Origin of the sequence: Paraglaciecola aquimarina (assembly GCF_032464635.1) — a bacterium.
Classification (GTDB): Bacteria; Pseudomonadota; Gammaproteobacteria; order Enterobacterales; family Alteromonadaceae; genus Paraglaciecola; species Paraglaciecola aquimarina.
Map to the genome: position 1 here is coordinate 3,087,985 of NZ_JAWDIO010000002.1, position 25,213 is coordinate 3,113,197.

General features: G+C 40.1%; 23 protein-coding genes and 5 pseudogenes. 10 read left to right on the plus strand and 18 right to left on the minus strand.

All coding sequences use genetic code 11. From position 1 onward, the window contains the following. Positions 1-3: 3 nt before the first annotated feature. From RS130_RS15345 to ccoN, 7 genes and pseudogenes are all read right to left on the minus strand, one after another. Positions 4-2,370 carry a heavy metal translocating P-type ATPase gene (locus RS130_RS15345; RefSeq protein ID WP_316026646.1) on the minus strand — a complete coding sequence of 789 codons (2,367 nt, stop codon included), beginning with the start codon at positions 2,368-2,370 and terminating at the stop codon, positions 4-6. 5 nt (positions 2,371-2,375) lie between these two features. After that, complete coding sequence (locus tag RS130_RS15350; protein WP_316026647.1) at positions 2,376-2,594, minus strand: FixH family protein; 219 nt, start codon at positions 2,592-2,594, stop codon at positions 2,376-2,378. Further along, entirely contained in the window at positions 2,545-2,868 is a 324-nt protein-coding gene (locus RS130_RS15355; protein ID WP_316026648.1) for a FixH family protein, read from the minus strand. The genes RS130_RS15350 and RS130_RS15355 overlap by 50 nt, the downstream gene beginning before the upstream one ends. A gap of 92 nt (positions 2,869-2,960) precedes the next feature. Beyond that, positions 2,961-3,917 (minus strand): cytochrome-c oxidase, cbb3-type subunit III, encoded by a 957-nt coding sequence (gene ccoP / locus RS130_RS15360; protein ID WP_316026649.1) that lies wholly within the window; start codon positions 3,915-3,917, stop codon positions 2,961-2,963. After that, a complete protein-coding gene (locus tag RS130_RS15365; protein WP_316026650.1) occupies positions 3,910-4,083 on the minus strand; it encodes a cbb3-type cytochrome oxidase subunit 3 in 174 nt (57 codons plus the stop codon). The genes ccoP and RS130_RS15365 overlap by 8 nt, the downstream gene beginning before the upstream one ends. A 1-nt stretch (position 4,084) precedes the next feature. After that, positions 4,085-4,691: pseudogene (ccoO, locus tag RS130_RS15370) on the minus strand (cytochrome-c oxidase, cbb3-type subunit II). Positions 4,692-4,702: 11 nt separating this feature from the next. Beyond that, positions 4,703-6,138: pseudogene (ccoN, locus tag RS130_RS15375) on the minus strand (cytochrome-c oxidase, cbb3-type subunit I). A 510-nt stretch (positions 6,139-6,648) separates the two neighbouring features. On the opposite strand from ccoN, the gene RS130_RS15380 reads away from it, so the two are divergent. Continuing rightward, complete coding sequence (locus RS130_RS15380) at positions 6,649-6,831, plus strand: hypothetical protein (RefSeq protein WP_316026651.1); 183 nt, start codon at positions 6,649-6,651, stop codon at positions 6,829-6,831. A 30-nt stretch (positions 6,832-6,861) separates the two neighbouring features. Here the strand turns inward: RS130_RS15380 and bfr (RS130_RS15385) are convergent, their stop codons facing one another. From bfr (RS130_RS15385) to RS130_RS15405, 5 genes are all read right to left on the minus strand, one after another. Then, positions 6,862-7,329 (minus strand): bacterioferritin, encoded by a 468-nt coding sequence (gene bfr / locus RS130_RS15385; protein WP_316026652.1) that lies wholly within the window; start codon positions 7,327-7,329, stop codon positions 6,862-6,864. A 2-nt stretch (positions 7,330-7,331) separates the two neighbouring features. Further along, complete coding sequence (gene bfr / locus RS130_RS15390) at positions 7,332-7,805, minus strand: bacterioferritin (protein ID WP_316026653.1); 474 nt, start codon at positions 7,803-7,805, stop codon at positions 7,332-7,334. A gap of 147 nt (positions 7,806-7,952) precedes the next feature. Further along, on the minus strand, positions 7,953-8,231 hold the full coding sequence (locus RS130_RS15395; RefSeq protein ID WP_316026654.1) for a hypothetical protein: 279 nt from the start codon (positions 8,229-8,231) through the stop codon (positions 7,953-7,955). 44 nt (positions 8,232-8,275) lie between these two features. After that, positions 8,276-9,154 carry a cation:proton antiporter domain-containing protein gene (locus RS130_RS15400; protein WP_316026655.1) on the minus strand — a complete coding sequence of 293 codons (879 nt, stop codon included), beginning with the start codon at positions 9,152-9,154 and terminating at the stop codon, positions 8,276-8,278. A 104-nt stretch (positions 9,155-9,258) separates the two neighbouring features. Continuing rightward, positions 9,259-9,597 carry a cation:proton antiporter domain-containing protein gene (locus RS130_RS15405; protein WP_316026656.1) on the minus strand — a complete coding sequence of 113 codons (339 nt, stop codon included), beginning with the start codon at positions 9,595-9,597 and terminating at the stop codon, positions 9,259-9,261. Positions 9,598-9,710: 113 nt separating this feature from the next. Here RS130_RS15405 and RS130_RS15410 point away from each other — a divergent pair, with 113 nt between their 5' ends. The 4 genes from RS130_RS15410 (at position 9,711) to RS130_RS15425 (ending at position 11,907) form a co-directional block, all read left to right on the plus strand. Further along, the gene (locus RS130_RS15410) at positions 9,711-9,941 is read left to right on the plus strand and encodes a hypothetical protein (RefSeq protein WP_316026657.1); all 231 of its coding nucleotides are present in this window, start codon (positions 9,711-9,713) and stop codon (positions 9,939-9,941) included. A 185-nt stretch (positions 9,942-10,126) separates the two neighbouring features. Beyond that, a complete protein-coding gene (locus tag RS130_RS15415; protein ID WP_316026658.1) occupies positions 10,127-10,534 on the plus strand; it encodes a ThuA domain-containing protein in 408 nt (135 codons plus the stop codon). Between the two features lie 688 nt (positions 10,535-11,222). After that, a complete protein-coding gene (locus RS130_RS15420; protein ID WP_316026659.1) occupies positions 11,223-11,621 on the plus strand; it encodes an IclR family transcriptional regulator in 399 nt (132 codons plus the stop codon). Further along, positions 11,614-11,907, plus strand: coding sequence for a hypothetical protein (locus RS130_RS15425; RefSeq protein WP_316026660.1), 294 nt, complete (start codon positions 11,614-11,616; stop codon positions 11,905-11,907). The genes RS130_RS15420 and RS130_RS15425 overlap by 8 nt, the downstream gene beginning before the upstream one ends. 253 nt (positions 11,908-12,160) lie before the next feature. Here RS130_RS15425 and RS130_RS15430 read toward each other — a convergent pair whose 3' ends face one another. Beyond that, positions 12,161-12,763, minus strand: coding sequence for a putative glycoside hydrolase (locus tag RS130_RS15430; RefSeq protein ID WP_316026661.1), 603 nt, complete (start codon positions 12,761-12,763; stop codon positions 12,161-12,163). Positions 12,764-13,093: 330 nt separating this feature from the next. Here RS130_RS15430 and RS130_RS15435 point away from each other — a divergent pair, with 330 nt between their 5' ends. Genes RS130_RS15435 through RS130_RS15445 form a run of 3 tightly spaced genes read left to right on the plus strand, consistent with a single transcriptional unit; the run spans position 13,094 to position 15,870 of the window. Continuing rightward, positions 13,094-14,098 carry a zinc-binding alcohol dehydrogenase family protein gene (locus tag RS130_RS15435; protein ID WP_316026662.1) on the plus strand — a complete coding sequence of 335 codons (1,005 nt, stop codon included), beginning with the start codon at positions 13,094-13,096 and terminating at the stop codon, positions 14,096-14,098. Then, positions 14,091-14,924: an amidohydrolase family protein gene (locus RS130_RS15440; RefSeq protein ID WP_316026663.1), complete on the plus strand. Its 834-nt coding sequence runs from the start codon at positions 14,091-14,093 to the stop codon at positions 14,922-14,924. The genes RS130_RS15435 and RS130_RS15440 overlap by 8 nt, the downstream gene beginning before the upstream one ends. 10 nt (positions 14,925-14,934) lie before the next feature. Continuing rightward, a complete protein-coding gene (locus RS130_RS15445; RefSeq protein ID WP_316026664.1) occupies positions 14,935-15,870 on the plus strand; it encodes an aldo/keto reductase in 936 nt (311 codons plus the stop codon). 118 nt (positions 15,871-15,988) lie between these two features. Here RS130_RS15445 and RS130_RS15450 read toward each other — a convergent pair. Beyond that, positions 15,989-17,501, minus strand: a pseudogene (locus RS130_RS15450) (UxaA family hydrolase). A 173-nt stretch (positions 17,502-17,674) separates the two neighbouring features. Here RS130_RS15450 and fucP point away from each other — a divergent pair. Together fucP and RS130_RS15465 are read left to right on the plus strand one after the other, a co-directional pair. Beyond that, positions 17,675-19,091: pseudogene (gene fucP, locus RS130_RS15455) on the plus strand (L-fucose:H+ symporter permease). Positions 19,092-19,333: 242 nt separating this feature from the next. Next, positions 19,334-20,426 (plus strand): annotated as a pseudogene (locus tag RS130_RS15465) (glycoside hydrolase family 117 protein). A 17-nt stretch (positions 20,427-20,443) separates the two neighbouring features. On the opposite strand, the gene RS130_RS15470 reads toward RS130_RS15465, so the two are convergent. The 4 genes from RS130_RS15470 to RS130_RS15485 all read right to left on the minus strand — a co-directional run bounded on the left by RS130_RS15470 (position 20,444) and on the right by RS130_RS15485 (position 25,201). Then, the gene (locus tag RS130_RS15470; protein ID WP_316026667.1) at positions 20,444-21,958 is read right to left on the minus strand and encodes a tryptophan halogenase family protein; all 1,515 of its coding nucleotides are present in this window, start codon (positions 21,956-21,958) and stop codon (positions 20,444-20,446) included. 217 nt (positions 21,959-22,175) lie between these two features. Next, the gene (locus RS130_RS15475; protein ID WP_316026668.1) at positions 22,176-22,682 is read right to left on the minus strand and encodes a hypothetical protein; all 507 of its coding nucleotides are present in this window, start codon (positions 22,680-22,682) and stop codon (positions 22,176-22,178) included. Next, entirely contained in the window at positions 22,648-23,883 is a 1,236-nt protein-coding gene (locus RS130_RS15480) for an Ig-like domain-containing protein (RefSeq protein ID WP_316026669.1), read from the minus strand. Before RS130_RS15480 ends, RS130_RS15475 begins: the two co-directional genes overlap by 35 nt. A gap of 73 nt (positions 23,884-23,956) precedes the next feature. Next, on the minus strand, positions 23,957-25,201 hold the full coding sequence (locus tag RS130_RS15485; protein ID WP_316028077.1) for a TonB-dependent receptor domain-containing protein: 1,245 nt from the start codon (positions 25,199-25,201) through the stop codon (positions 23,957-23,959). Between the last annotated feature and the right edge of the window lie 12 nt (positions 25,202-25,213).

Genomic DNA, 25,213 nt, shown 5'->3' on the forward strand with positions numbered 1-25,213 from the left:
CTGCTATTTAAGAAGTTTGATGGAGTTTACAACTACCACTAAAGAACTAAGTGACATACCTAATACTGCCATCCAAGGGCTAAGGTAGCCAGTAAAGGCAAGAGGTAGTACTAAAATATTATAGCCAATTGCCCAGCTAAAATTTTGAATTATTTTGGCTCGTGTACGCTGCGCAATGCGAAACACTAAATTAAGCTTATCAAGCTGATTGTCTAACAAAATAATATCTGCAGATGACTTAGCTAAATCAGAACCTGCACCAAGCGCAATTGACACATCGGCTTGGGCCAATACGGGTCCATCATTGATGCCATCTCCTACCATCAGCACCACTTTGCCATCCTTTTGAGCTTGCCTAATAATATCCAATTTCCCCTGTGGGGTTTGTTCAGCGTACCATTCATCTATTGCAAGTTGGGTCGCTACTTGGCTAACAATAGATGGGCTATCACCACTGATTAGAGCGAAATGTTTGCCTTTGCTCTGGTTGATAAATTCTTCACTAGATACTCTAATTTTATCGGTCAATAACATCCCGGCTATTAACTGCTGCTCAGACTGCAGGAATACATTGCAGTCTTTTAGCTGCTCAGGAATAGAAAAATCCATATAGGCGAGGGCACCCATTTTGTATCGTTTACCGCCGATGAAGCCGCTAATTCCTAAGCCTACATCTATTGTAAAATTGGATACCTCTAGCGTAACCTTATGCTCAAAGGCATGAGCAATAGGGTGAGAAGAATATTGCTCTAAACTAGAGGCTAAACACATTACTTGGTCGTCTGTTAAACTAGACATATTAATACACCGCTGTACGGTGAATTTTCCTTCCGTCAAGGTACCTGTTTTATCTAGACCTACCCAATTAATCTTATTTATTTTTTCTATGGCGTCTGTGCGTTTTAGCAGTATCCCATTCTTATTTAAATTGGCGACGGCACAAGATAGAGCGGATGGTGTAGCCAGACCTAAAGCACATGGACAAGTAGCAATCAACACAGATATCATAATCCACAACGCTTTTGATTCGTCAATACTTAACCATACGAAGTAGGTGAGGGCAGCAATAACTAACACCCCGGCTACAAAATACTGTGAAAACGTATCGGCTAAACTTGCGATCCTTGGCTTATCTGTCATCGCTTGAGTTTGTAATTTACTTATTTGCTGCAGCATAGAATGTTTCAGGGTATTGGTCACTTCAACGATTAAGGTGCCAAGTTGATTTACGGTGCCCGCATACACTTGATCACCCTGTCGCTTATAAACTAAATCAAATTCGCCAGTTAGCATAGCTTCGTTTAATTCGCCTTCACCATCTATGATTTTACCATCTACAGGAACAAGCTCTCCGGCTTTAATCAACACCTTTTGCTTCACTTTAAGAGATTTAGCTAAAACAGGGACGTGTGCTGGATCGTCAATTAATGTGGCAATTGTGGGCATATATTCAAGTAAGTTTGCTGAAACCTGAGAAGCTTTATATCGTGCTCCATGCTCTAAATAACGACTAATCAATAACAGGAATACAAACATACAAAGAGATTCAAAATAGGTTTGCCCACTTTGTTGGACTGTGGCCAATATGCTGGTTGCATATATAACACTTAGTGCAATACAAATTGGTACATCCATATTCACTGTCTTGGCAGCTACGGCTCTAGCAGCACTAGAGAAAAACTCTGCTGCAGAATATAAAATAACAGGGGTGGTTAACAGTAAACTAACCCAGTTAAAATACTGTTTCGTTTCTACTTCTATATGCCCAAACAAATCAAAAAAAACGCCAAGATTGAGCATCATCACTTGCATGGTCATTAAACCAGCCAATCCTAATCGTTTTAAGAACGCCTTATTTTCACTGCGATATGTTGCTTCATGTTGCTCTGGTTGAAACGGTTTGGCGTGATAGCCGATTTGTTCTATTCGGCTCAAGATTTGGCTTAGTTTGAGTTGATTTTTGTTCCATTTTACTGTGGCTCGGCGAGCCGATACATTTACCCCAATTTGTATGATCCCAGTCAACTTGGATAGCTGTTTTTCTATCAGCCAACCACATGCAGCACAATTTATCCCACTAATGGTTAGCTGGATTTCGCTTACCTCGTGCTTAGTGTCGACAAACTCGTCTAATATCGCGTTATCGTCAAAAATACCTAATGTTTGCAATGCATCATTGGGATCTTGATCGGCTTTGTCTGCAAATTCATTTCGATAATGGTAGTAGTCTTCTAAACCATTTTGGCTTATTGCTTCTGCAACGGCCAGACACCCTGGACAACAAAAGTTTCGGCACTCGCCTAATATTTCAGCTGAATAGCTTAGGTGCGGACTATTTTCTAGTCCACAATGAAAGCAAAGTGAGGTCATAAATGTTAAGGCTTAAACTCGAATGAGCCTTCTCTAGGCAAAGAAATATCGTGCTGAATCTTCCAACTAGTTGTGAAAGGGCGCAAGGTAACTTTCCACTTTCCAGATATATCGATGGCTAGGGGCGCACGATATATTCCATTTGCATCTTTGAACAGGTTCACTGAAAAATCTTTAAAATCCTGAGGTTGAGTGATGAAAGTCCAATATAAGCGCTTCACCATTCTCTGGTTTGCCACTTAAAAAGTTGACTTCTACGTCATGCTGAGAAATAGACATTTGGGTAACAATACCCAATTCTTTAGCTTTTTGTATTGCCTGTAACTTGACATTAATACCTTTACCTTCTTTATAGTAATCGTCAATGACCATACTATCGTCGGTATTAAATGCTAAATGCATCATGGTAAAACTGAGTATCATCGATGTAAGCGGGACTATTATTAAAAACCAAGGCCAAAACTGTTTGTACCAAGCTAGCGATTTTGTGGGTTGCATGTATATGAAACACTCTTTTGAAGTCAATAAAACATTGAAAGCTAAAAATAAAAAAGCCCCGAACTAGCGGGGCTGTTAGTATAACATTGATGCTATTTATTTTGCGATAAACTATAAATATAAGATGCTACTAAATGTATCTTCTTCTCACCTAAAGTGTTTTTGAAAGAAGGCATCACTCCGTTACGACCATGAGTTAAGGTTTCGGTAATCGCTTTTTCAGTCCCGCCATATAACCATATTTGGTCCGTTAGGTTTGGTGCACCGAAAGCGTGGTTACCTTTGCCATCTGCACCGTGGCATGCAACACAATTAGCAAACTTTTCTTTACCAGCAGCGACTAGCTTAGGATCAAGGTCTGGTCTGTTGCTTAGGCTTAAGGCATAACTAACAACTTCTTTTATACCTTGCTCACCTAATACGTCAATCCATGCTGGCATTAATGCCTGTCTACCATTGAGTAATGTTTCTTTAATTTTCTCTGGTGAACCACCGTATAACCAATCATTATCTGTTAGGTTAGGGAAGCCTCGTTGACCACCTGCATCTGAACCATGACACTGAGAACAGTTTTGGCTAAACAATCGTTGACCCACTTTTAATGCTTCTGGGTCGCGGGCTAGTTCTGTAATTGGTTTTTTGAAATACGCGTCAAAAATGGGTGCGTATTGAGCGTCTGCTGATGCTATTTCGCGGTCATACTGACTAATCATACCATTCGTTTTCAGGGCTTCTACTGCGGCTTTAGACTCAGCTAGTGAGCGAATATTCTGATTCGAGCTCTGCCAATTCAAAAGACCTTTAAAGTTACCTAATCCAGAGTATAAAACTAAATAAACTACACCCCAAATGATACAAACGTAAAATAACATCGTCCACCATTTAGGCAGTTGGTTATTTATCTCGATGATACCATCAAACTCGTGATGCATATCTTCGCCTTCTTTTACACCCGTCTTGTTAGATAGACACCAGCGAAGTATTAAAAAACAACCTAAAATTGATCCCAATGTAATAACTGAAATCCATATGCTCCAAAAACTACTCATCTACCTTAGACTCCCGCTTGCTATGCTGAGGTTCATCGTCAAAAATAAGCTTTTCTGCTTCATCAAAGTTTGCTTTTGATTTATTACTGAAAGCCCACCAAACAATGCCAATAAAACTGATAAAAACTACTACTGTATAAATGCTACCGCTTGTTGCGTAATCCATATTATTTCAACGCCGTGCCAAGTGATTGAAGATAAGCAATTAAAGCTTCCATTTCAGTTTTACCTTTTACCGCAGCTTTTGCACTTGCAATGTCTTCGTCAGTATAAGGAACACCAAAGTCTCTAAAGACTGATAGTTTCTTAGCAGTTAGTTCCCCATCTAATGTATTTTCCATTAACCAAGGAAAGTCCTGGCATATTAGATTCTGGAACAACATCTCGAGGATTAATTAAGTGTACTCGATGCCAATCATCACTGTAACGACCGCCTACTCGAGCTAAGTCCGGCCCTGTTCGTTTAGAACCCCACAAAAAAGGATGCTCCCAAACAGATTCACCCGCAACAGAATAATGACCATATCGTTCAGTTTCTGCTCTAAAAGGACGTATCATCTGACTATGACAACCTACACAGCCCTCACGAATAAAAATGTCACGGCCTTCCATTTGCAAAGCCGTATAGGGCTTTAACCCATCTACAGGTGACATGGTTTGTTGCTGGAACATTAGTGGCGTGATTTGCGCCATACCGCCTAAACTGATGGCGACTAATATAAGAACAGTCAACAGACCAACATTTTTTTCAATTAACTCATGTGCATTTTTCACTAAATGGCCCCTTAAGCTGCTTGAGTTTCAGGCTCAAAAGCCGGTTCTTTTAAACTATCGCCTTTGATAGTTCTATAACAATTGTATGCCATGATAAACATGCCGGATACCACAAACACACCGCCTATAAATCTAACTAAATAGAAGGGTTTAGATGCTTCAAGAGACTCAACGAAACTATAGGTAAGTGTTCCATCAGCGTTAATCGCGCTCCACATGAGTCCTTGCAAAACACCTGATATCCACATAGCAACTATGTATAAAACCACGCCGATAGTGGCTAGCCAAAAATGCACATTGATAAGCTTAATGCTGTACATCTTAGTTCTATCAAATAGTACAGGAATTAAATGATATATCGCTCCAATTGATACCATCGCAACCCAACCTAAAGCACCAGAATGAACGTGGCCTACAGTCCAATCAGTATAATGAGATAATGCGTTTACTGTTTTGATTGCCATCATCGGGCCTTCAAAGGTAGACATACCGTAAAACGATAAAGAAACTACTAAGAAACGTAAGATTGGGTCAGTACGTAGTTTATGCCATGCACCAGATAGGGTCATAATGCCGTTGATCATGCCTCCCCAAGATGGAACAAAAAGTATAATTGACATCGCCATTCCTAAAGACTGAGTCCAGTCTGGCAGAGCGGTATAGTGTAAGTGGTGAGGACCAGCCCAGATATACAATGAAATTAGAGCCCAAAAATGTACAACTGATAAGCGATATGAAAATACTGGACGTCCCGCTTGTTTGGGTACGAAGTAATACATCATTCCTAAGAAGCCGGCTGTTAAGAAAAATCCGACCGCATTATGTCCATACCACCACTGGATCATAGCGTCTACAGCGCCAGAATAGATAGAATAGGATTTGAACAAAGAGACGGGCACGACCATGCTATTGGCAATATGAAGCACCGCAACGGTAATCATGAATGCCCCAAAAACCAGTTAGCAACATAAATATGTGAAACTTTGCGAATAACCATGGTGCCAAAGAAGTTAATGATATAAGCAATCCAAACAATTGTAATCAAGATATCTATTGGCCATTCAAGCTCGGCATATTCTTTCGTACTTGTTAAACCCATGGGCAATGTGACTACCGCCGAGAGTATGACCAGCTGCCAACCCCAGAACAAAAACGAGGCTAACTTGTCACTAAATAACCGCACTTGACATGTACGCTGCACAACATATAACGATGTTGCCATAAGTGCACAGCCACCAAAGGCAAAAATAACCGCATTGGTATGCAATGGCCTCAATCTCGAGAAGGTTAACCATGGTGTGTCAAAGTTTAAGGCTGGCCAATATAATTGAGCCGCAATCAACACGCCTATAGCCATGCCGATAATTCCCCATACTACGGTCATGACCGCAAACTGCCGAACAACTTTATAGTTATATTCGGGGTGTACTTGAATAGCTTCACTCATTTAATGAATCTTCCGCTTTATTAACAATTGTATTACTGCTTTATTGCATGTATTTAACTCGGTTAACGTTTTTATTTCAAATCCTGTCTAAGCAATTGAAATTACATCTTTTTCGTTTAATAACCGCATATATATTAAGGTTATATTAAGTAAAAAGAAAGCGAATAACTCACTTGTTACTTATGTTTATTTAAATCACACTTAACATTCCGTTAGTTTACCTGTTGTGTAATTTTGAATCCTACTTTTTTTTCTAGAATATTGATTATATTGTTCGTTTTGTCATCTGTTGTCGGAGTTTTTTTGTATTTAGATAACAGCGTGGATATAAATTCATCAAACCAGTGTCTCGTCGATGGAACAAAGGAGTGCAGTCTGCAGAAAAATGGGATAAATGTTTCAGTACAATTTGAGCAAAAAATTGAATTGGAAGAGGCTCTAAATTTTGTTGTAAAAATACCTGATTCGACGGTTCTTGATAACATGTGGGTACAGGGTGTCAATATGTACATGGGGAAAACCGCTGTCATCATTGACTCGAGTAAAACTATTGGTTCTTATCATCACCACCTTAGTCAACTATTTCTAGGGGCGTGCAGTGAGCCGAATATGAAATGGCAGTTAGTGGTACAAATAGTAGATAGTGAGCAAAATATTCAATCATATTTTTTTAACTTTGAGACTCACTATTAACTATTGTCAAAATTCGTTCAGCCTCGTGACTTACAGTTGAGATTGTAAATAGTTGGCTAGACCAACTCTTTTAATCAATCCTAATTGCTGCTCTAACCAATAAGCGTGGTCAACTTCAGTGTCGTCCAATAGCGCTAGTAACATATCACGAGTTACATAGTCTTGTTCTACTTCACACAAGGCCATGGTTTCCCTTAACGCTTGGGCCACTGCATACTCTACCCGTAAGTCACTTTCTAGCATTGACGGCACATCTGTGCCAATTTGTAGGCCATCACGGGTTACCATGTCTGGTGTCCCTTCTAAAAACAGCATACGCTCAATTAGTTTAGTGGCATGGCCTTTTTCATCTTCAAATTCATGAGATATACGCTCATATAGCTTATTTAGTCCCCAATCCTTATACATTTCAGAATGTAGAAAGTACTGATCCATTGCGGCTAACTCAAAGGCGAGTAGAGCATTAAGCTTATCTATAATGACTTGTTTACCTTTCATACCTAGTCCCCTTCAACTTGTGACTGTAAATAGTTTTCAATGCCCATATTGGCAATTTGATATTGTTGAGTTTCAATCCAGTCGATATGATCTTCTTCAAAGCTCAAAATAGATTCGAGTAAATCTCTTGAAACAAAATCTAGTTTTTCTTCACACAGACTGATGGCTTTTCTAAGTAAAGGAATTTGGTTATTTTGAAAAGTCATATCACAGTTCAACATTTCAACTGTATCTTCGCCAATCATTAATTTACCTAACATTTGTAAATTGGGCAGGCCCTCTAGAAACAAAATTCGTTCTATTAATTCATCAGCTTGCTTCATATCCTTAATAGACTTTTTGTAAGATATGCTATTTAGATTACTCAATCCCCAGTTTTTATACATGCGAGCATGTAAAAAGAATTGATTGATTGAAGTTAACTCATAAGTTAATACTTCATTTAATGTGGCAACGACCTGCTTATCACCTTTCATGGTTAACGCCTCAAACTAATTAAATTTTCGAGCATGAGTATAGCTCACTAAATTAAATTTTTCTACGCAATAATAAAAAATATCCATATAAATCAATTGGATATGCAATGATAATGATTCTTGTTTTTATGTCATTTTGAATTTAAATTAAGCTTCCTTGGTAATAAGTTGTAAGCTTTCTTCAGCAAAGCCAGTGCCCGCTTCGGTAAAAAAGTTAAATACTTTGTCAGAGCCTGCCGCTAACAGCGGTTCAATTTCATCTTCATAGCGGGCAATTGAGGCTATCTTTCCTTGATATTTGGCATGATTCAATTGTTCTGTGATATTGCAAATATCTTCAATAGAGGGCAGGGCAAGTAACACTAGTTTGACGCCCGTTAGATCCATGTTTTGCCAAAGCTCGACATCTTCACCGTCGCCGGTCATAACCTGAGTAGCCCAATTTTTCTAGTTTATTAATTCGAATTGGGTCAGCGTCCATGCCCCAGACTTTGTTGCCTACCATTGAGTGCAGTGGACGCATAGGCCCCTTTACCAACTCGACCTAGACCAATAACTATAATCTCTGCTTGAGTAGGCTGGCGGTAAGTATCTTCGGCTAATACATCTGGGTGCTCATAGTACTTAAGACGCTGTTTAAGGGAGTGGTATTGATTGTGCGATGTTTTATAAGCGAAACTTGTGATAACAAATGAGAATGATAGTGCCATAGCCATTATTACCAACCAATCTGCTGTTAGCCAACCTAAGCTCACCAGAAGGGCTATCACTATTAAGCCAAACTCACTGTAATTTGACAGCACCAAGCTGGCTAAGTAGCTGGTGCGAGCGCGTAGTTTTAGTAGCGTAAAAAGTCTGAAGAACAACACAAATTTTAGGGGAATAAGCAAGCATAATAATAAGGCCATTACCGTTAATTCAATAGTAGGTAATTGACTCAACCCTATGGTTAGAAAAAAGCCGATTAGAAACAAATCTTTAAACGTCATAAGCGACTTGGATAATTCGGCAGATTTGTGGTGACTCGCGACAAACATGCCAATTACCAAGGCACCTAAATCCCCTTTAATGCCCACTAATTCAAATAATTCATAGCCACCAAAGGCTAATATAAAACCAGATAAAATCAATAATTCACCATGACCAACTGTATCCAGTACTTTTGCCCATAAAGGCTTAATAAAAACAACGAAATTAGTGCTAGCGCCCAAATCGAAGGTATTTTTCCAGTGGCAATGACTAAAAATAGAAACGGCAAAGATATCTTGCATAACTAAAATTCCGATAGCCAGTTTACCGTGACGGGTTTTAATCTCACCGCTTTCTTCTAATATTTTGACAATGCACACTGTACTACTAAAGCTTAGAGAAAAAGCCAGTAAGGCTTGAGTTGGCCAGAGTCAAGGTCGTAAATAGATTTAGTCCGAGCCATGAAAAAGCAATCAGACAGCAGTTAACGAGTGTCACCCAAAAGACTGTAATGAGAAACACTGCCTACCCATACCTCTTTTTTATATAGATCTCGTACATTTAGTTTTAGACCAATAGTAAACAGCATCAAGGTGATGCCAAGATTAGCGATATTTTGTAAGTTATCGCTTGTACTAAAACCGAAATGCTGAGCAGCAAACCCAGCCAATAGGTAGCCAATAAGTGTGGGCAACTTAAGTAGCTTGAGACCTAAACCAAAAATAAAAGCGAGGAGAATAAATGCGAATTCCATATAAACAAATTTGTAAGCGAGGCGTAGTGATATGGTAATGTTTTTACGATAGAAAGCTATAGGCTTCAAGCGTTCTAATGAATTTTTGTCGCACTATTTCGTATCTCAATTGATAAAGTTCATGACAATTTGTTAAAGATATATGTATCATTTGTACCAAATTTTAGATAACTGGAATATACATGAGAATTATTAAGAATACAGTGTACTTATTGGCTGCTGTTGTTATCACGGGTTGTACTGCAACATCATCTGAAAGTGACATCTTAAAAGTGCTGATCGTAGATGGGCAAAATAACCATACCGTTTGGCCTAAATCAACGCAGATGATGAAACAAACCTTAGAGCAGTCTGGGCGTTTTAAAGTGGACGTATATCGCACACTTGTGACTTGGAAGGAGGAAAGTTACTAAAAAGAGTTTCCTCTTCAAGATGGAAAAGTTTACCAAGACTTACCCCAACCAAAAACTGACCCTGAGTTCAAACCCAATTTCTCAAATTATGATGTAGTGATATCTAACTTCGGCTGGAAAGCGGCGCCTTAGCCTGAAACCACCAAAAAAGCGTTTGAGGATTATATGGCGACAGGGGAGGGTTTGTGACTGTACATGCGGCAAACAACTCTTTCCCTGAGTGGAAAGCATACAATGAAATGATCGGCTTAGGAGGCTGGGGTAATAGAAATGAATCTGATGGCCCTTATGTTTACTTTGATGATGCTGGAAATAAAATCGTCGATCATGCAAAAGGTGGTGCAGGGGGGCATGGCAAACAACATGAGTTCGAAGTGGTTACCCGAGATAAGGAGCACCCGATTACTGAAAATATGCCAGACACTTGGTTACAAAGTAAAGATGAACTCTACAACCGTTTACGTGGACCCGCTAAGAATATGACGGTACTAGCGACCGCTTTTGATGATAAGAAATACAATGGTTTTGGACGTCACGAACCTGTATTAATGGCGATTACTTATAAAAAGGTCGGGTTTTTCATACCACGCTAGGCCATGCTGAACCAGCTTTCAAAAGTTCTGGATTTGCGGCGAGCTTGTTAAAAGGTACTGAGTGGGCTGCTACTGGTAAGGTTACCCAATAGTAACGTCAAAGCGCGCTGTTTATGGTTAATTCGCGTGTGGAACAGCAACAGGGATGTTGCGTGATATCAATTCGTGTTGCGCAGGTATCTCTGTATCCTGTTTACAATGCAAAATGCATGCGTTTAATTGGCAACTATATCTGCTAAAAACGTACTCTAAAACTAAAGCGTTGATGTGGCCAATTTGCCACAAAACTAGCAATTAAAAAATGCCTTTTAAAGGCGTTTTTTTACACTTTTAGATTTTTGTATTTGATATACAGTTGCTGTATATGATGCAGTGAAGCAGGTGACATGCTTTGCATGAGTGTCACTAATGGTAGCAACATTGCAGTCGCACCGGAAACTGAACGCTTTGGCCACTAAAATGGGAATAAAACCGCTTCGTTTTGTATATAAATAGTCGACAAAATAAACTTAATGTCTACAATGTGGTCTTATAAATTCTCGTAAGTTAGGCTAGTAATTTTTTAGCTTTTACACAATCAAAAATAAAAGAGAGTCATGATGGACGCTAAACCTCAAAAAAGTATTCCGCACCAGCCTTAGAAAAAGGTCTTGATATTCTAGAGTTACTCTCTAAGGACTCTACGCCATTGGGCACAACCACTATTGCTGAACGGTTGGGCCGTTCTAATGCCGAAATTTATCGTATGATCCTAGTGCTAGAAGAACGTGGATATATCGAGAAAGAAGAAGATAGCGAAGGGTATTTAGTTACTCGTAAATTATTGCAGTTAGGGACAGAGCATGAGCCTGTAAAAGATATCCTTGAATATGCTCATCCCGTCATGCGTAAATTGGCAGATCAAACCTCTATGTCTTGTCATATTGCGGTTGAGTCTCAAGATCAAATAGTGGTCATTGCTAGAGCTGAATCGCCGAATTTAATGTCTTATTCTGTACGTGTTGGTTATCGCCGTCCAATTATTTACTCTGCTTCAGGGCAAATTTTGTTTGTACACCAAGAAGCAGAAAAAAGAGTCAATGCTTAAAATGTTAAGCAAGTATCATTCAGATGCTGAACTTAATGAATTCATGACTAAATGTAAAAAAGTGGCAAAACAAGGCATACTCCGAGCGCCAAGTTTATATGTAACCGGAGTGGTGGATTTAGCCTATCCTATTATGGACGGTGACATGGCGGTTGCTTCGTTGACAGTTCCTTATATCGAACGAATTCCAGCAGAGAAATCGATTGAAGAAGTTATTGAATCACTAAAAGCTGCAGCTGACGAATTATCTAAAGCCCTGACTTATGGGATAGTCCGAAAGTCTTAAATTTTAAGTCATTTACTTTGCTGTTCTAGCTTATGCTATAAGCTTAATGCTTGAACGGCAACTTAGTTAACCTGAGTCCTGGATAAGCCGAATCTCTCGATAACGCGCTTTTTGTGTCTAGCGGCGTTGGATTGTTTAGCGTAAGCAATACTTCTTATCCAGAACTCAGGTTAGTTATTATTCCTTACATCCCTTATTGCCTTGTGGCAATCCTACCAATTGTACATTTCTTAACTGGATCTCAAGTTTTCCTTCAGTTGCCAAGGCTGAATATAGTGGTTACTTGTTTGAAATTAAAATTTCCCTCTTTGTTAAAGCAGTTGAGTGGAATGGGTAATTGTTGCCACTTATCATTCTCAATATTTTTTAAAATATTCTTGATGGGAAAGTCACCTTTGCATTTATTCGAGTTTTCGCATTGCATCGAAAGGGTAACATTATCTGTAGGATTTCTGAGGATCTTAATGTCAAATGCTATGGCCGCCGCATCTTCTACTGACGAGAGATCTATATTGTGCCTACCGATGCCAAAGAAACTATCACCTAAAGTGTTGCCTCCCCATTGATTTTTTACGTGCTTTCCTGTCCATTTAAGATTGAGGGTTTTTGCTTCGTTGCTTTTTTTCAGTGTAGTGACAATTAAGCTCTTTCTTTCTGTTTTAGCTATGCCATTTTTAACTGGTATAAACCAATTCATTGAATTTCCTACATAGCTAACCCATTTAGGTACGATGTTGCCGTCAACTATGTATTGGCTAACTGGATCTGCTGCCTGCGTTAGCTGACAAAATAACAGCAAAGCGAAAGTAGCGGAATATTTGATAGGTTTTGTGATGGTGGCAAGTTTGATCTTCATTTTTTGTCCTCATTTTTATCTCTTAATTTACATTTAAAAATTGCAATGTACTTATTCAAATCTAATATTTTTTCTATATCCCTATTTTTTCTATATAAAACATTAAATTTATATTAGAGTATTTAAAATGTTGCTTATTTGTAAACGTATATTTATTTTAGTTTGTATAAGAATAACAATTTAGTTTTAATTAAATGTTAAATATGAATGTCGTGGTTCATATTCAAAATAAAAACTGGAAATATTTGGTGTTGCCGTTTAGACTGACGTAAATAGATATAAATTCATTCTTAAAATATGGAGAAATTGCACATATGAAAGCCGTAGTGTGTGTTGAGCCTTGGGGTTCTAGAATATAAACAGCTTGACAAACCGACACCTAAAGCGGGTGAAGTACTGGTTAAAATTAAGTCAATAGGCGTATGTGGGACCGATATTCACGCTTATGGTGGCAACCAGCCATTTTTCGAATATCCCCGCGTGTTGGGACACGAGTTATCTGGAGTAGTTGAAGAAGTAGGCAGTGGAGTTGCTATTGAAAAAGGCAAAGCCGTTTATGTTATTCCATATATCAGTTGTGGTAACTGTGTTGCGTGTCGAAATGATAAAGGAAACTGTTGTACTAATATCGAAGTACTAGGTGTCCACCGAGATGGCGGCATGTGCGAATACATCAGTATCCCAGAAAAGTACGTGGTACAGACTGATGGGTTAAGTTTCAATGATTTAGCCGTAGTTGAGTGTTTTTCTATTGGTGCTCATGCCGTACGAAGAGCAGACATAAAAGCCGACGATACTGTATTAGTGATGGGATCGGGTCCGATTGGAATAGGGGCTATTCAATTTTCTAAAATGTCAGGGGCTAAAGTGTTAGTGTCTGATGTGGCTAAAGAAAAGCTTGATTTTTGTCGAGACAACTATGCGGTAGATGGATTGGTAGATGCTTTAGGTGATGTGACACAACAATTAAGTGAATTAACCAACGGTGATTTTCCTACCGTGATTATTGATTGTACCGGTAACGTAAAAGCTATGGAGTCTGCGGTGACGAATCTAGCTCATGGCGGCAAGATTGTATATGTTAGCGTGGTAAAAGCTAATATCACCTTTAGTGATCCAGAGTTCCATAAACGGGAAACTACTTTGCTTGGTAGCAGAAATGCGACCCGTGAAGATTTTGAGAATGTCGTCAACGGCCTTAAAAATGGCACCTTAAAAAGCGAAGGGTTCATTACCCACTCGAGCAAGTTTAGTTCCATGGTTGAAAGCTTTAAGAATTGGACTCAACCCGGCTCTGGTGTAATCAAAGCGGTGATAGAGATGGACAATGCTTAAGATAGATTCACACCAGCATTTTTGGCATTTTACTGAAAAAGATTATGGGTGGATTGGTGATGATGAAAAGGCAATTAAACAAGACTTTTTACCTAATCATTTATCTTCATTGTTGGCGGAAAATAATATAGATGGGTGTGTCGCGGTCCAAGCGAGACAGTCACTTGAAGAAACTAATTGGTTAATTGAATTAGCTGAAAGTCACAACTTTATTAAAGGTGTGGTTGGCTGGATTGATTTAAAATCTGCAGATTTAGCGCAGCAATTGGATGGTTATCGCTTAAAAAAATGTTTGAAAGGGTTTCGTCATGTGCTGCAAGGCGAGCCTGATCCGAATTTTATGTTAGATCCAACCTTTGTTAGAGGTTTAAATACACTCGCAGGGTTAGGTTATCGATACGACTTATTAATATTTTCCCATCAGTTACCACAAGCCCTAGAACTGGTTAAACAGGTACCTACTTTACAGATAGTGGTTGACCATATCGCCAAACCAAAGATTAAAGAAGGGCTTGAGTTTAACCAGTGGAAAGATTTGATGTTAGCGCTCGGAAAATATCAAAACATTTCTTGTAAGGTGTCTGGAATGGTAACCGAAGCTGATCCGAATGACTGGAATAAGCGTGACTTTATCCCGTATTTAGATACTGTTTTTCAAGCATTTGGTGAAGACAGGATCATGTTTGGCTCCGACTGGCCGGTCTGTTTATTAGGTGGAACATACTCGGATATTAAACAAATAGTCGCAGAATATGTTGAGTCAACATGTCCTCAAGCCTTTGATAAAATTTTTGGTATGAACGCAATAAAGTTTTACCAACTTTAAGGATATTACTGTGGAATATAACGATTTAGGTAAAACAGGCCTTAAACTTTCAAAATTGAGTTATGGCGCCTCACCGCTAGGCGGTGTGTTTAGAAATATAAGTGAACAAGACGGGATAAAAACAGTTCATACAGCGTTAGACTTAGGAATTAACCATATCGATGTTTCTCCATATTACGGATTAACTGTTGCCGAAACGGTTCTTGGGAAAGCGTTAAAAACTGTGCCTAGAGATAAATATGTTCTATCAACTAAAGCGGGACGTTACGGTTCAGATTTTGCTGACTTTGATTTTTCTGCCGCACGAATTAGAACGAGCTTGGAAGAAAGTTTAGCAAGACTGCAAGTGGATGGCGTGGATATTCTATATTTACACGATATTGAATTTGGTAATTTGCAGCAAGTATTTGATGAAGCGATCCCTTGTTTAATGGATTTAAAAAAGGAAGGTAAAATACGCTATGTTGGGGTAACAGGTTACCCTATTAAAATATTCGCAGAAACCATTGAACGTTTTGATATTGATTGTATTCTAACGTATTGCCGTTACGCGTTGCATGACACATCTTTAGAGCGACTTATTCCAGAATTAGATGAGAAAGGGGTAGGGATTGTTAATGCTTCACCTACAGCTATGGGGGTGTTAACCAGCAGAGGCGCGCCAGATTGGCATCCTGCACATAAAGATATGTTAGCTGCAGGTGCTAAAGCGGTAGATTACTGCAAGCAAAAGGGCATTGATATTACCCAGGTGGCACTACAATTTGCCATAGACCACCCATCTATTACTTCTACGTTAGTTGGAACGGCTAACCCGGCTAATATTGAAAAAAACGTTAAGTGGGCAGAGAATAAAGCGGACCCGGAACTCGTAGCGACCTTACGTAGTTTCTTTGATGGTGTGCCAAACACCTGGCCATCTGGGCATCCTGAATATCAAGATTAATAGAAGTGTTCCAGACATAAAAAAGCGATCTTAGGATCGCTTTTTTGTGTTTACTGAAGAGCAGACGAGTTAGCTAGAGCGCTCTTTAATACCTATAAAAGTGCGCCTTAACTTTAAATTATAAGGTTACGCCATTCTTCCAAATAGCGACTTCACGGTTATCATTTATCTCATTATTAGTTAGTTTTCCAGAAGCGACCTCTAAAATATAGTCGAACAGTTTATCTGCGCACTCGTCTACATCAAGCCCACTATCTAGAATCTGTCCTGCGTTAAAATCGATCCAATGGGCCTTACGAGCAGCTAAGTCAGAGTTGGAAGATATTTTTACTGTAGGCACAGGGAAACCAAGTGGTGTGCCGCGCCCCGTAGTAAACAACACGATATTAGCCCCAGCTGCGGCTAGAGCGGTTGACGATACGGCGTCATTTCATAGGCTTTGTAATAAAGTTAAATCAGGGTTAACTGATGCTTTCATGCCATAACCAATTACTTCGTTGATAATTGCTTTGCCACCTTTTTGAATAGCGCCCAAAGATTTTTCTTCTAAGGTGGTGAGTCCGCCTGCTTTATTGCTAAGGAGATGGATTTTCATAAATGGGCTGATTATTGTCGATGAAATACTGTTTAAATTCATTTACCAGCTCAACTATTTGCTCGAATATTGGTTTTGTTTGTGCGCGATCCATAAGCACTTGTTCGGCACCGAACATTTCCGGTGTCTCGGTTAAAATGACACGGCCCCCATAACCCGTTAGTTTGTCGGTGATACGCCCAACAATTGAGTTGGCGGTGAGACCACTAAAGCCGTCAGAGCCGCCACATTTCATGCCTAAAGAAAGCTTTGATACCGGTTGGGCACTGCGTTGGTCAGAGGCCATTTCCGCTAAGAGTTGTTCGATGCATTTCATGCCTTCGTCAATTTCGTTGGAGACCTCTTGAGAATTAAAATAACGAATACGCTCTTTATCCAGTCCCGTGGTAGAGGCAATGAGACTTGAAAGTTGGTTATTCTCACAACCTAAGCCAATAATAAGGACCCCACCAGCGTTGGCATGCTGAATAAGGCTACCGATAAGATTTCGAGTATTTGATAAATCATCGCCTAATTGTGAACAACCGTATGGATGAGTGATCGCTATAAAGTCGTCGGCCTGACCCGCGAACTTCTGACGGCACAAATCGGTGATACGTTTTGCTGCTTGGTTAACGCAACCTACCGTATTGATTACCCATATTTCATTTCGAATGCCTACTTGTCCATTCTTGCGAAGATAGCCATCAAAGGTCGGACAATCTTTGTTAACAGCTGGTACATTGGGCTGCTTTAGGTATGTGAAAGATTCACTTCCATCTAACTTAGTGGCTAAATTATGGCTGTGCACATGTTGTCCAGGCATTATGTCTTTTGTGGCCTTTCCAATGCTGTACCCATATTTAACAACTGCGTCATCTTGCTGAATAGGCAGTAACGCTATTTTGTGTCCGGGCGTAATATCTTCCAATAATTCCACTTCCTTATTGGCTACATACACTTTGGTTCCTTTGGTGAGCGCCTTAATCGCAACTATTACGTTATCATCGGGATGAACTTGAATGATTAGTCTCTCATTTTTGTTCTTTGTATCTATTGTATTTGTTGTTAAGTCTTGCACAGGATCTCCAGATATAGCCAAATTGCCAAGCTAATATATCATTTATATTTAAATGTGTTAATTTATAAATGATTAATTATTTCTTAACTTTTGTTAACAAATAGTGCATAGTATTTTAATAATTATAAAACCTATCACTGGAGTAATACATGAGTGAAAGTTCTACCGAAAATAATCAAGGTGTGGCGGATCAAAATACGAAGCCTAAAATATTAGAAGCTAAGTATATTATCCCCTTTATTTTAGTGGCGAGTTTATTTCCACTTTGGGGGTTTGCTAATGATGTGACTAACCCTCTTGTTAAAGCCTTTAAGGATATTTTCTTAATTTCTAATGCTCAAAGTAGTTTAGTGCAGTTTGCTTTCTATTTGGGTTACGGCATCATGGCGATCCCAGCGGCTATTTTTATTCGTCGTTTCTCTTATAAATCAGGAATATTATTGGGTTTGGGGTTGTATGCCATTGGCGCGTCACTGTTTATTCCTGCTTCAATGTATATGGAGTTTTCCTTCTTCTTGGCGGCCCTTTGGATTTTAACCTGTGGTTTAGCTTTATTAGAAACCACGGCTAACCCTTATGTACTTTCGATGGGGCACCCAGATACTTCTACCCAACGATTAAACCTAGCTCAAGCGTTTAATCCAATTGGCTCTTTAACGGGGATGACAGTCGCTTCAACATTTATACTAAATGAATTACAAGTTGAGGAATTTAGAGCAGCTGAAAAAGCCGCTAACCCTGAATATGCCAATATGCTGCCAGCTGAAGTAGACGGTAAACTCACACAGGCGTTGCAAGACTTTGCGGTGTCTAATCCGGTTGATCATCAAGCTATGCAGGCTGCAGATTTATTAACGGTTCGCGGTCCTTACGTGGCTATCGCGGTTGTGGTCGCGATTTTGTTTTTGTATTCTTATTCAGTAAATTACCTAAAACGATGTCTCATGATTCGCCTTTAACTAAAAGAGAGTTAAAAGACACGTTTACTAGATTGATGGCTAACAAATGCTATTTAGAAGGTGTGTTCGCCCAAGCGTTTTACGTCGGCGCACAAATCATGTGTTGGACCTTTATTATTCACTACGGGGTAACATCAGTGGGTATAAGCGCCTCCCAAGCCCAAGATTATAATCGCGTTGCAATGTTAATATTTCTAACCAGTCGTTTCGTTTGTACGTTCTTGCTTGGCTTTATGAAACCTATGGCCAATTGCTGATGATATTGGCAGCTGGCGGTTTGTTACTTTCTATCCCTGTTATCTTTGTTGGTGGGTACATCGGCTTGTATTGTTTGGTTGGAATTTCTGCTTGTATGTCGTTAATGTTCCCCACTATTTATGGAATCGCCCTTAAAGGAATGGGTAATGATGCCAGTTTAGCCTCTGCCGGATTAGTCATGGCCATAGTAGGTGGTGCGCTTATGCCACCTTTACAAGGCTCGATGATTGATGGTGCACCTTTAATTGAAGGGATTGCCTCAGTACAGACATCATTCATTTTACCAGCTATCTGTTTTGTGGTGATTTGTCTCTTTGGTTACCGAGCACATGTTAAATATAAAATATAGTTAATTGTATACAACAGCCCTCCATATTGTTTAAATATGGAGGGCTTTTTTTGGAGTGAATTTTGAATATTAAACTAAATAAGATTTCTGTTGCTTTAATGACAATTAGTATCAGTTTGCAAGGCTGTATTGTGCATGTCGATTCGGATAAAATGAAAAGCCATGTAAAAACAAAAGCACCAGAAACACTAATCTACTCAGAGCAAGATTTGGACTTTTTAGCCATAGCTAATCCAAATAAAATGAGCGCAGCATCTAAACGGGCACTGGCCCGTGGTTATCATAAAAATGAGGAGTGGTTTGGCCGCTTTTCTACTCAGACACTCAAGGGAGATTTTGCCTACGAGCCCGGAGTGGTGCGTCGCGATCCCAGTAAGGTGTTGTTGATAGATGGTCTGTATTATCTGCTGGTACTCAAAATCCGTTGGCGACAGTTATGGTTTTGGCACCGGTGACCCCGATGCTAAAGTATTTCCTTGGGACAAAACCCAAATATGGTTTGCAACTTCTGAAGACGGTATAACCTGGAAAGAGCAAGGAATGGCGGTTGGTCAGGGTGAAGAGGGGGCTTATGATGATAGATCTCTATTTACGCCTGAGGTGTTAAGTCACCAAGGTAAATATTACCTTGTTTACCAAACCATCAAAGCTCCTTATACCAATCGGGTAAAAAACCAAGTAGGCATGGCGGTGGCAAACAGCCCCACAGGCCCATGGAGAAAACTAGAAAAGCCAATATTGTCAGCTGCCAATAATGGAATTTGGGATGGTGACGAAGACAATCGCTTTTTAGTTAAAAAGCAAGGCGACTTTGATAGTCATAAAGTACACGATCCTACATTGATGTATTACCGTAACAAGTTTTACCTTTACTACAAAGGTGAACGTATGGGTGAGCGGACTACCGCAGGTGGTAGAGAAATCCGTTGGGGAGTTGCGATCGCAGATAAGCCCGAAGGACCCTATATTAAATCCGAATATAATCCAATTACTCAAAGTGGCCATGAATTGGCGATTTGGCATTATCAAGATGGTATCGCCATGATTTCATGTAAAGATGGCCCAGAGCAGGGCACTATGCAGTTTTCCAAAGACGGAATTAACTTTGAAATCATGTCTTATATCAGAGATGTCCCAGATGCGATAGGTACGGTGCCTTCTTTAGATGGTGATCAATATCCAGGTGCAGCGCTGCAGTGGGGGTTATCTCACGAATACCACATTCCAGAAGGAAAACAGTGGTTCGAAGGGTTTAACTACATTACTCGATTTACTTTTAAAGCCAATAGAGGACCGCAACAGAGCGAATCAGTTATGGGAAAAAAGAAGGACTAGTGCAAGCATTGTCATGTTTACAGCCTCATCAAGTTAGCTAAGTAATTTCTATGACTGGGGAGGCTGTTAACCTGTTGCAGAATGGACTGGTTGACTGACTGGAAAAACAGCGAGGCCTGCTGCGCAGAGCATCGCGCCTTGTCTAAGCGGGTTAGGGTAGTGGGAAAGACTTGCTGCCCGGTCAATACTTGTAGCCAACTTTGGTAAGGAAATATTGGATTTTCACCGAGTGTAATCTTGCCCGTGAGGTCGTACTCCGATAATTTAGCGCTGAGCGATGCGGGTATTGGCATATTTTGGCAGTATTGCCAAAATTGACTGTCTTGGCGTTTGGTCGTGCAATAGTGCATCAGCAAGAAATCTCGGATTTCTTCAGCATCTTGGTTAAATGAGTGATTAAATTCTAATTGTTTTTGTTGAATTTGTTGGTTGTTGCTTAGCAGCGCATCTTTTAAAGCAAACACATGTTTTTGAATTAAGTGGATACTGGTAGATTCTAAAGGTTCAAAAAATCCACTAGATAAGCCGATTGCCACACAATTTCTATACCAAGGGGTAGTAAGATGGCCCGTCTCAAATTCTAACAGCCTTGCCTCGGTTATTATTGTGTCATTCAGTAGTGCCTGCTCTAGTTCATCTAAGGCCTGCTGATATTTACAAAACTGACTAGCAAACACATATCCATTGCCCCGCCTATTTTGCAACGGTATTTGCCATCTCCATCCATTTTTCATCGCAATAGCTCGGGTAAATGGTGTGGCATCAACTGTTGACTTTGTCTGGATGGCGATAGCAGAATCGCAAGGCAACTGACGCTGATACGAAGTAAAAGGTAACTGATAAACTTGTTTACTTAGTAAGCCTTTAAAGCCTGAACAATCAATAAATATCTCGCCTTCTATTGAGCGACCGCTTTGTAATGTTAACGAGGCAATATGCTGTTGTTGGTTCAGCTTAACGTCGTCGACTGTATCTTTGATATGGTGAACACCATTCTTTAGGGCAATGTTTGTTAAATAATTTGCCAGTGACTGTGAGTCAAAGTGGTAGGCATAAAATAACGTCGACAAAGGATAATAGTCGTTCGGATTGGCATTGGGCGGCAAAGTGTGGGGAGGATTAAAAGCATGTTTGCTAGCCGCAATGGCTGTTGCTGAAAAATCGTTTAATGGTGACAAGTTTAGAGATTGTCGATAATGTAACCAAAGATCGCTAAAAGGCGTTTGCTCATAGGGGAAGCCAAGATCGCCAAAAGCATGCATATATGAGGTATTGAGCTCTGACCAATCTTCAAACTGGATACCGTACTTAAACGTAGCTTGTAAACTTTGCACGAAATCTATCGGATCGATATTCAAAAACTGTAATAGATTAACAATAGGCGGAATGGTTGCTTCACCCACACCTACGGAGCGTATATTGGGACTTTCTATAAGGGTAATTTTGAATCTTTCTTTCGGTAATCCATGACTTAATACTGCTGCTGTGATCCAGCCTGCTGTGCCGCCACCGACAATCGTGATGTTGGTCATAAACTATGCTCCTTGGTCGTTCGTCACTGCTAATTCAAGTCAGTGATTTAATAACACTCCCGTCAACCTATCGTTTCAAAATAGTGGGTTAGTATAAATGCCCGTTGCTAAGGTCAATGAATAAACTGTTATTGCTGATGGTACTTATAAGCCTACTTTTAGCAAAAAAAGCCCTACAAAGTAGGGCTATTGTTAGGTTTGATGAGTAGAATCTTACTTACTCGATAGGCACTAATCTAAAATTATCTAAATAGTGTGTGCCACCTTGACCTTCGATTTGGTCAATATTAAAGATTATATGGAACTTACCATCATTGCCAATCAGGTAATTTTCGATTTTTACGGTAGCAGTGCCTTGATCACCAGCTGGTTTACTTTGTCCCCAATTGGGCCAAGGTCTCCAGTTACCGCCATTTGGGGCCATTGCCACATTCAACACCCCTGAAAGTACTTTGTAATCAAACATAAGATTGTAATCACCAGGTTTGACCCCTGATTGAGATGTGGCATTAGCGAGTATCGTCATACGAGCTGCGCCAGCGGTGTTATCAATAAACAGACTTTTGCCGTCTATGGTGTCGTCACCTTCTCTTACTTCTATGGTTTCTGCAGCATTTTGTTGACTGCCGTATATAGCTGGATCTCTAATGTTGAACTTAGTTTGGTCTAGTCCATCATCAAAGCTTGGATTACCTGAAGCAAATAAATCGGCGCTCAGGCACAATCTCTACTTCAACGCTAAAATTCAAAGATGGGTTGTCTTCAACCGCAACCATAACCTCAGTGACGTTTACCATGGAAGCGTCGTCTTCCCGATCAAAATCATTGTTATACGCTACAGGCATTAGCAAGCCATCTCCGTCAACCATCACTTTTGATTCATCCATGGAAGACCAAGTTACTGTCGCGTCGGGGAAATCTACTTCAGCTGGCAAAAAGGTGTGATCTATATCCAGCGTACCATCTAAAGCTACTTGATATCGATCAAATATCTGCTGTTGTGGGACTTCATTGTCCGCGACTATTACCACCCCTACAGGCTCAGTCAGTGGCACTACCTCGCCTGTGACTATGGTTTCTACTAAGCCATCCTGTGATGTTAGTTTAATTTCAAAAGTGCCGAATTCAACGCCTGTTACTAGACCCAATTCATTTACAGTCGCTATTTCAGGATTTAAGCTGGTATAAATTACGTTGGCAAACGTTGCGCCTGCTCCGTAAAAAGCAGAGGGTTCCACCGTGGCAACTATATTAACGCCGTACCCCTTAGGTACTTCAATATTACTATCAGTGACTAAGTTAATACTTTCAGCATCAACTGTATCAGCGTTTACTTTCAAAATGATATTACGTTCGACCGGGTCCGCAGAGCCATTATCAATAATATAGGTATAGCGATATACACCTTGTAAATAGCGATCAAAGTCGTTGTTTTCTTCGTTATCCACGCCATCTGGTTGGCCAACGACTACAGGGTTAGGATAGGTGTCTAAGGTGTGCTGCGGAACTAAGAAAGGTCTAAGTTCAGAGACGTCAATAGTAATTGAATTGCTGGTTTGAACAACGGTTCCACTGGGTAAGGTGGGTCCTTCCCAAAGCGGTACTTCTTGTCCTGTGCCGGCTGCTACTACGTTACCCTCAGCGTCAACATTTACCGGTAGCCCGTCTTCGTCTAATTCCACTCTTAGATAGGTCAGTTTACGGGCAAATAGTGCAGAATCTTCTGGGTTATTTACATCACCGAGTAAATCTATGGTTAAAGGTTCTTGATTTTCACTGATTTCTATAACCATGTCACCACTGAAAGTGGGTGCAGCTAACCCTTCTGGATATAGTTGTTGGTTACCGTCACTTTCCCCGCAAGATGCTAGAGCAAGTGTTATTGCGCCAAGTGCAAAGGCCTTGTTAAGTAAAATATGTTTCATCTTACTATTTCTCCAATTTATCATTGGCTTGAGCATTCAATATGATGCTCAAGCACTGTGTTTAATTTTATTGTTAGAAGCGTACACGAGCACTCAAACGATATTGACGACCTGTTTTACTCAAGCCAATGGTACGGCTTTTATTAATGTCGTCAGTTAAGGCGTTACCTTCGTCTAATATAATTTTGTTACCCTCAGTATCAACGCCTAACTCATTGCTTACGGATGTGTAGTAAGTACGAGATACTTCATCGGTTAAATTAAGCGCATGGAAAGTAAAGGTGACGTGCTCGTTATATTTATAGGTTGCACTAAAGTCCATTTTGCTCGTCGCTTCCATCCAAGAGGCTCCATTAAACAAACTACGGTTAACCAATTGGTCTGAATTATACCTATGGGTTAAGCGCATTTGATGACCGTGCTGTTCCCAGTACAAGGTGGTATTAGCGCTATGTCTTGGGGTATAGGCTTGAGGTAACGCTTTTAACTCTAATTGTAAGTCATCGTCAAATTCAGCTTCTGACTCTGAATTGGCGAAAGTGTAGTTAAAGTTAGTACCTAACCCTCCCCAAATTCCCGGCAAGAAATCATATGACTGGTTATAAGAGAACTCGACACCTTCAGTCAGCGTTTCGGCACCGTTACGCGTCACAGAAGCCGTAAATTCTCGGCATGACACATTTTTAGGATTGTTTATGCCGCCTTGTACTTCGCGCACAGGCAAACAATTTATGTTAGTGGGGTTCACTGTGTTAATCGTGGTCGATTCGCCAGACGGGTGGGTGACTTCAACTTCATCACCCACAAGAATGACATAGTCTTCCCAGTTTAAAGATTCTAAACCGTAGTCTAAGCGGGTATCTTTCACATAGACTGGCGCCTTAACCTGCTCTTCAAAGTTAGACATGTCTTTTCTAAAGTAGGCCAATGAAATTAAGCCTGATTTATTAAAGTACCACTCTAAAGATAAATCTATGTTGTTAGACTCAAGTGGCTGCAATTCAGGGTTAGTCTTAGATATTCTGTTTCCCCCTTCAGACCAAACACTTTCGTTCATCGAGAAACCAGGACGTAGTGAATCAAATCTTGGTCTGGCCATCGTTTTCGAGACCGCAAAGCGACCAATTAAGTCTTCCGTGATGATGTAGTTTAAATTTAAGCTAGGCAGTAAAATACTTGAACTACCTTGTCCGGTGCCTGCATATTGACGGATCCAGTAGTCTTTCTGCTCTTCAATTATACCAGCGGTAACTGCGTCATCAGCGTACTGTTTAGCAGTAGACCAATCAAGATGACGCCAGTTTCCCCACCAACTTATATCACCTTGACC

What these genes read in the sequence shown, in the direction of transcription:
- RS130_RS15345 (WP_316026646.1), bottom strand. Translation starts at nt 2,370, where the DNA reads ATGACCTCACTTTGCTTTCATTGTGGACTAGAAAATAGTCCGCACCTA.
- RS130_RS15350 (WP_316026647.1), bottom strand. Translation starts at nt 2,594, where the DNA reads ATGGTGAAGCGCTTATATTGGACTTTCATCACTCAACCTCAGGATTTT.
- RS130_RS15355 (WP_316026648.1), bottom strand. Translation starts at nt 2,868, where the DNA reads ATGCAACCCACAAAATCGCTAGCTTGGTACAAACAGTTTTGGCCTTGG.
- ccoP (WP_316026649.1), bottom strand. Translation starts at nt 3,917, where the DNA reads ATGAGTAGTTTTTGGAGCATATGGATTTCAGTTATTACATTGGGATCA.
- RS130_RS15365 (WP_316026650.1), bottom strand. Translation starts at nt 4,083, where the DNA reads ATGGATTACGCAACAAGCGGTAGCATTTATACAGTAGTAGTTTTTATC.
- RS130_RS15380 (WP_316026651.1), top strand. Translation starts at nt 6,649, where the DNA reads ATGGGGAAAACCGCTGTCATCATTGACTCGAGTAAAACTATTGGTTCT.
- bfr (WP_316026652.1), bottom strand. Translation starts at nt 7,329, where the DNA reads ATGAAAGGTAAACAAGTCATTATAGATAAGCTTAATGCTCTACTCGCC.
- bfr (WP_316026653.1), bottom strand. Translation starts at nt 7,805, where the DNA reads ATGAAAGGTGATAAGCAGGTCGTTGCCACATTAAATGAAGTATTAACT.
- RS130_RS15395 (WP_316026654.1), bottom strand. Translation starts at nt 8,231, where the DNA reads ATGACCGGCGACGGTGAAGATGTCGAGCTTTGGCAAAACATGGATCTA.
- RS130_RS15410 (WP_316026657.1), top strand. Translation starts at nt 9,711, where the DNA reads ATGAGAATTATTAAGAATACAGTGTACTTATTGGCTGCTGTTGTTATC.
- RS130_RS15425 (WP_316026660.1), top strand. Translation starts at nt 11,614, where the DNA reads ATGCTTAAAATGTTAAGCAAGTATCATTCAGATGCTGAACTTAATGAA.
- RS130_RS15430 (WP_316026661.1), bottom strand. Translation starts at nt 12,763, where the DNA reads ATGAAGATCAAACTTGCCACCATCACAAAACCTATCAAATATTCCGCT.
- RS130_RS15440 (WP_316026663.1), top strand. Translation starts at nt 14,091, where the DNA reads ATGCTTAAGATAGATTCACACCAGCATTTTTGGCATTTTACTGAAAAA.
- RS130_RS15470 (WP_316026667.1), bottom strand. Translation starts at nt 21,958, where the DNA reads ATGACCAACATCACGATTGTCGGTGGCGGCACAGCAGGCTGGATCACA.
- RS130_RS15480 (WP_316026669.1), bottom strand. Translation starts at nt 23,883, where the DNA reads ATGAAACATATTTTACTTAACAAGGCCTTTGCACTTGGCGCAATAACA.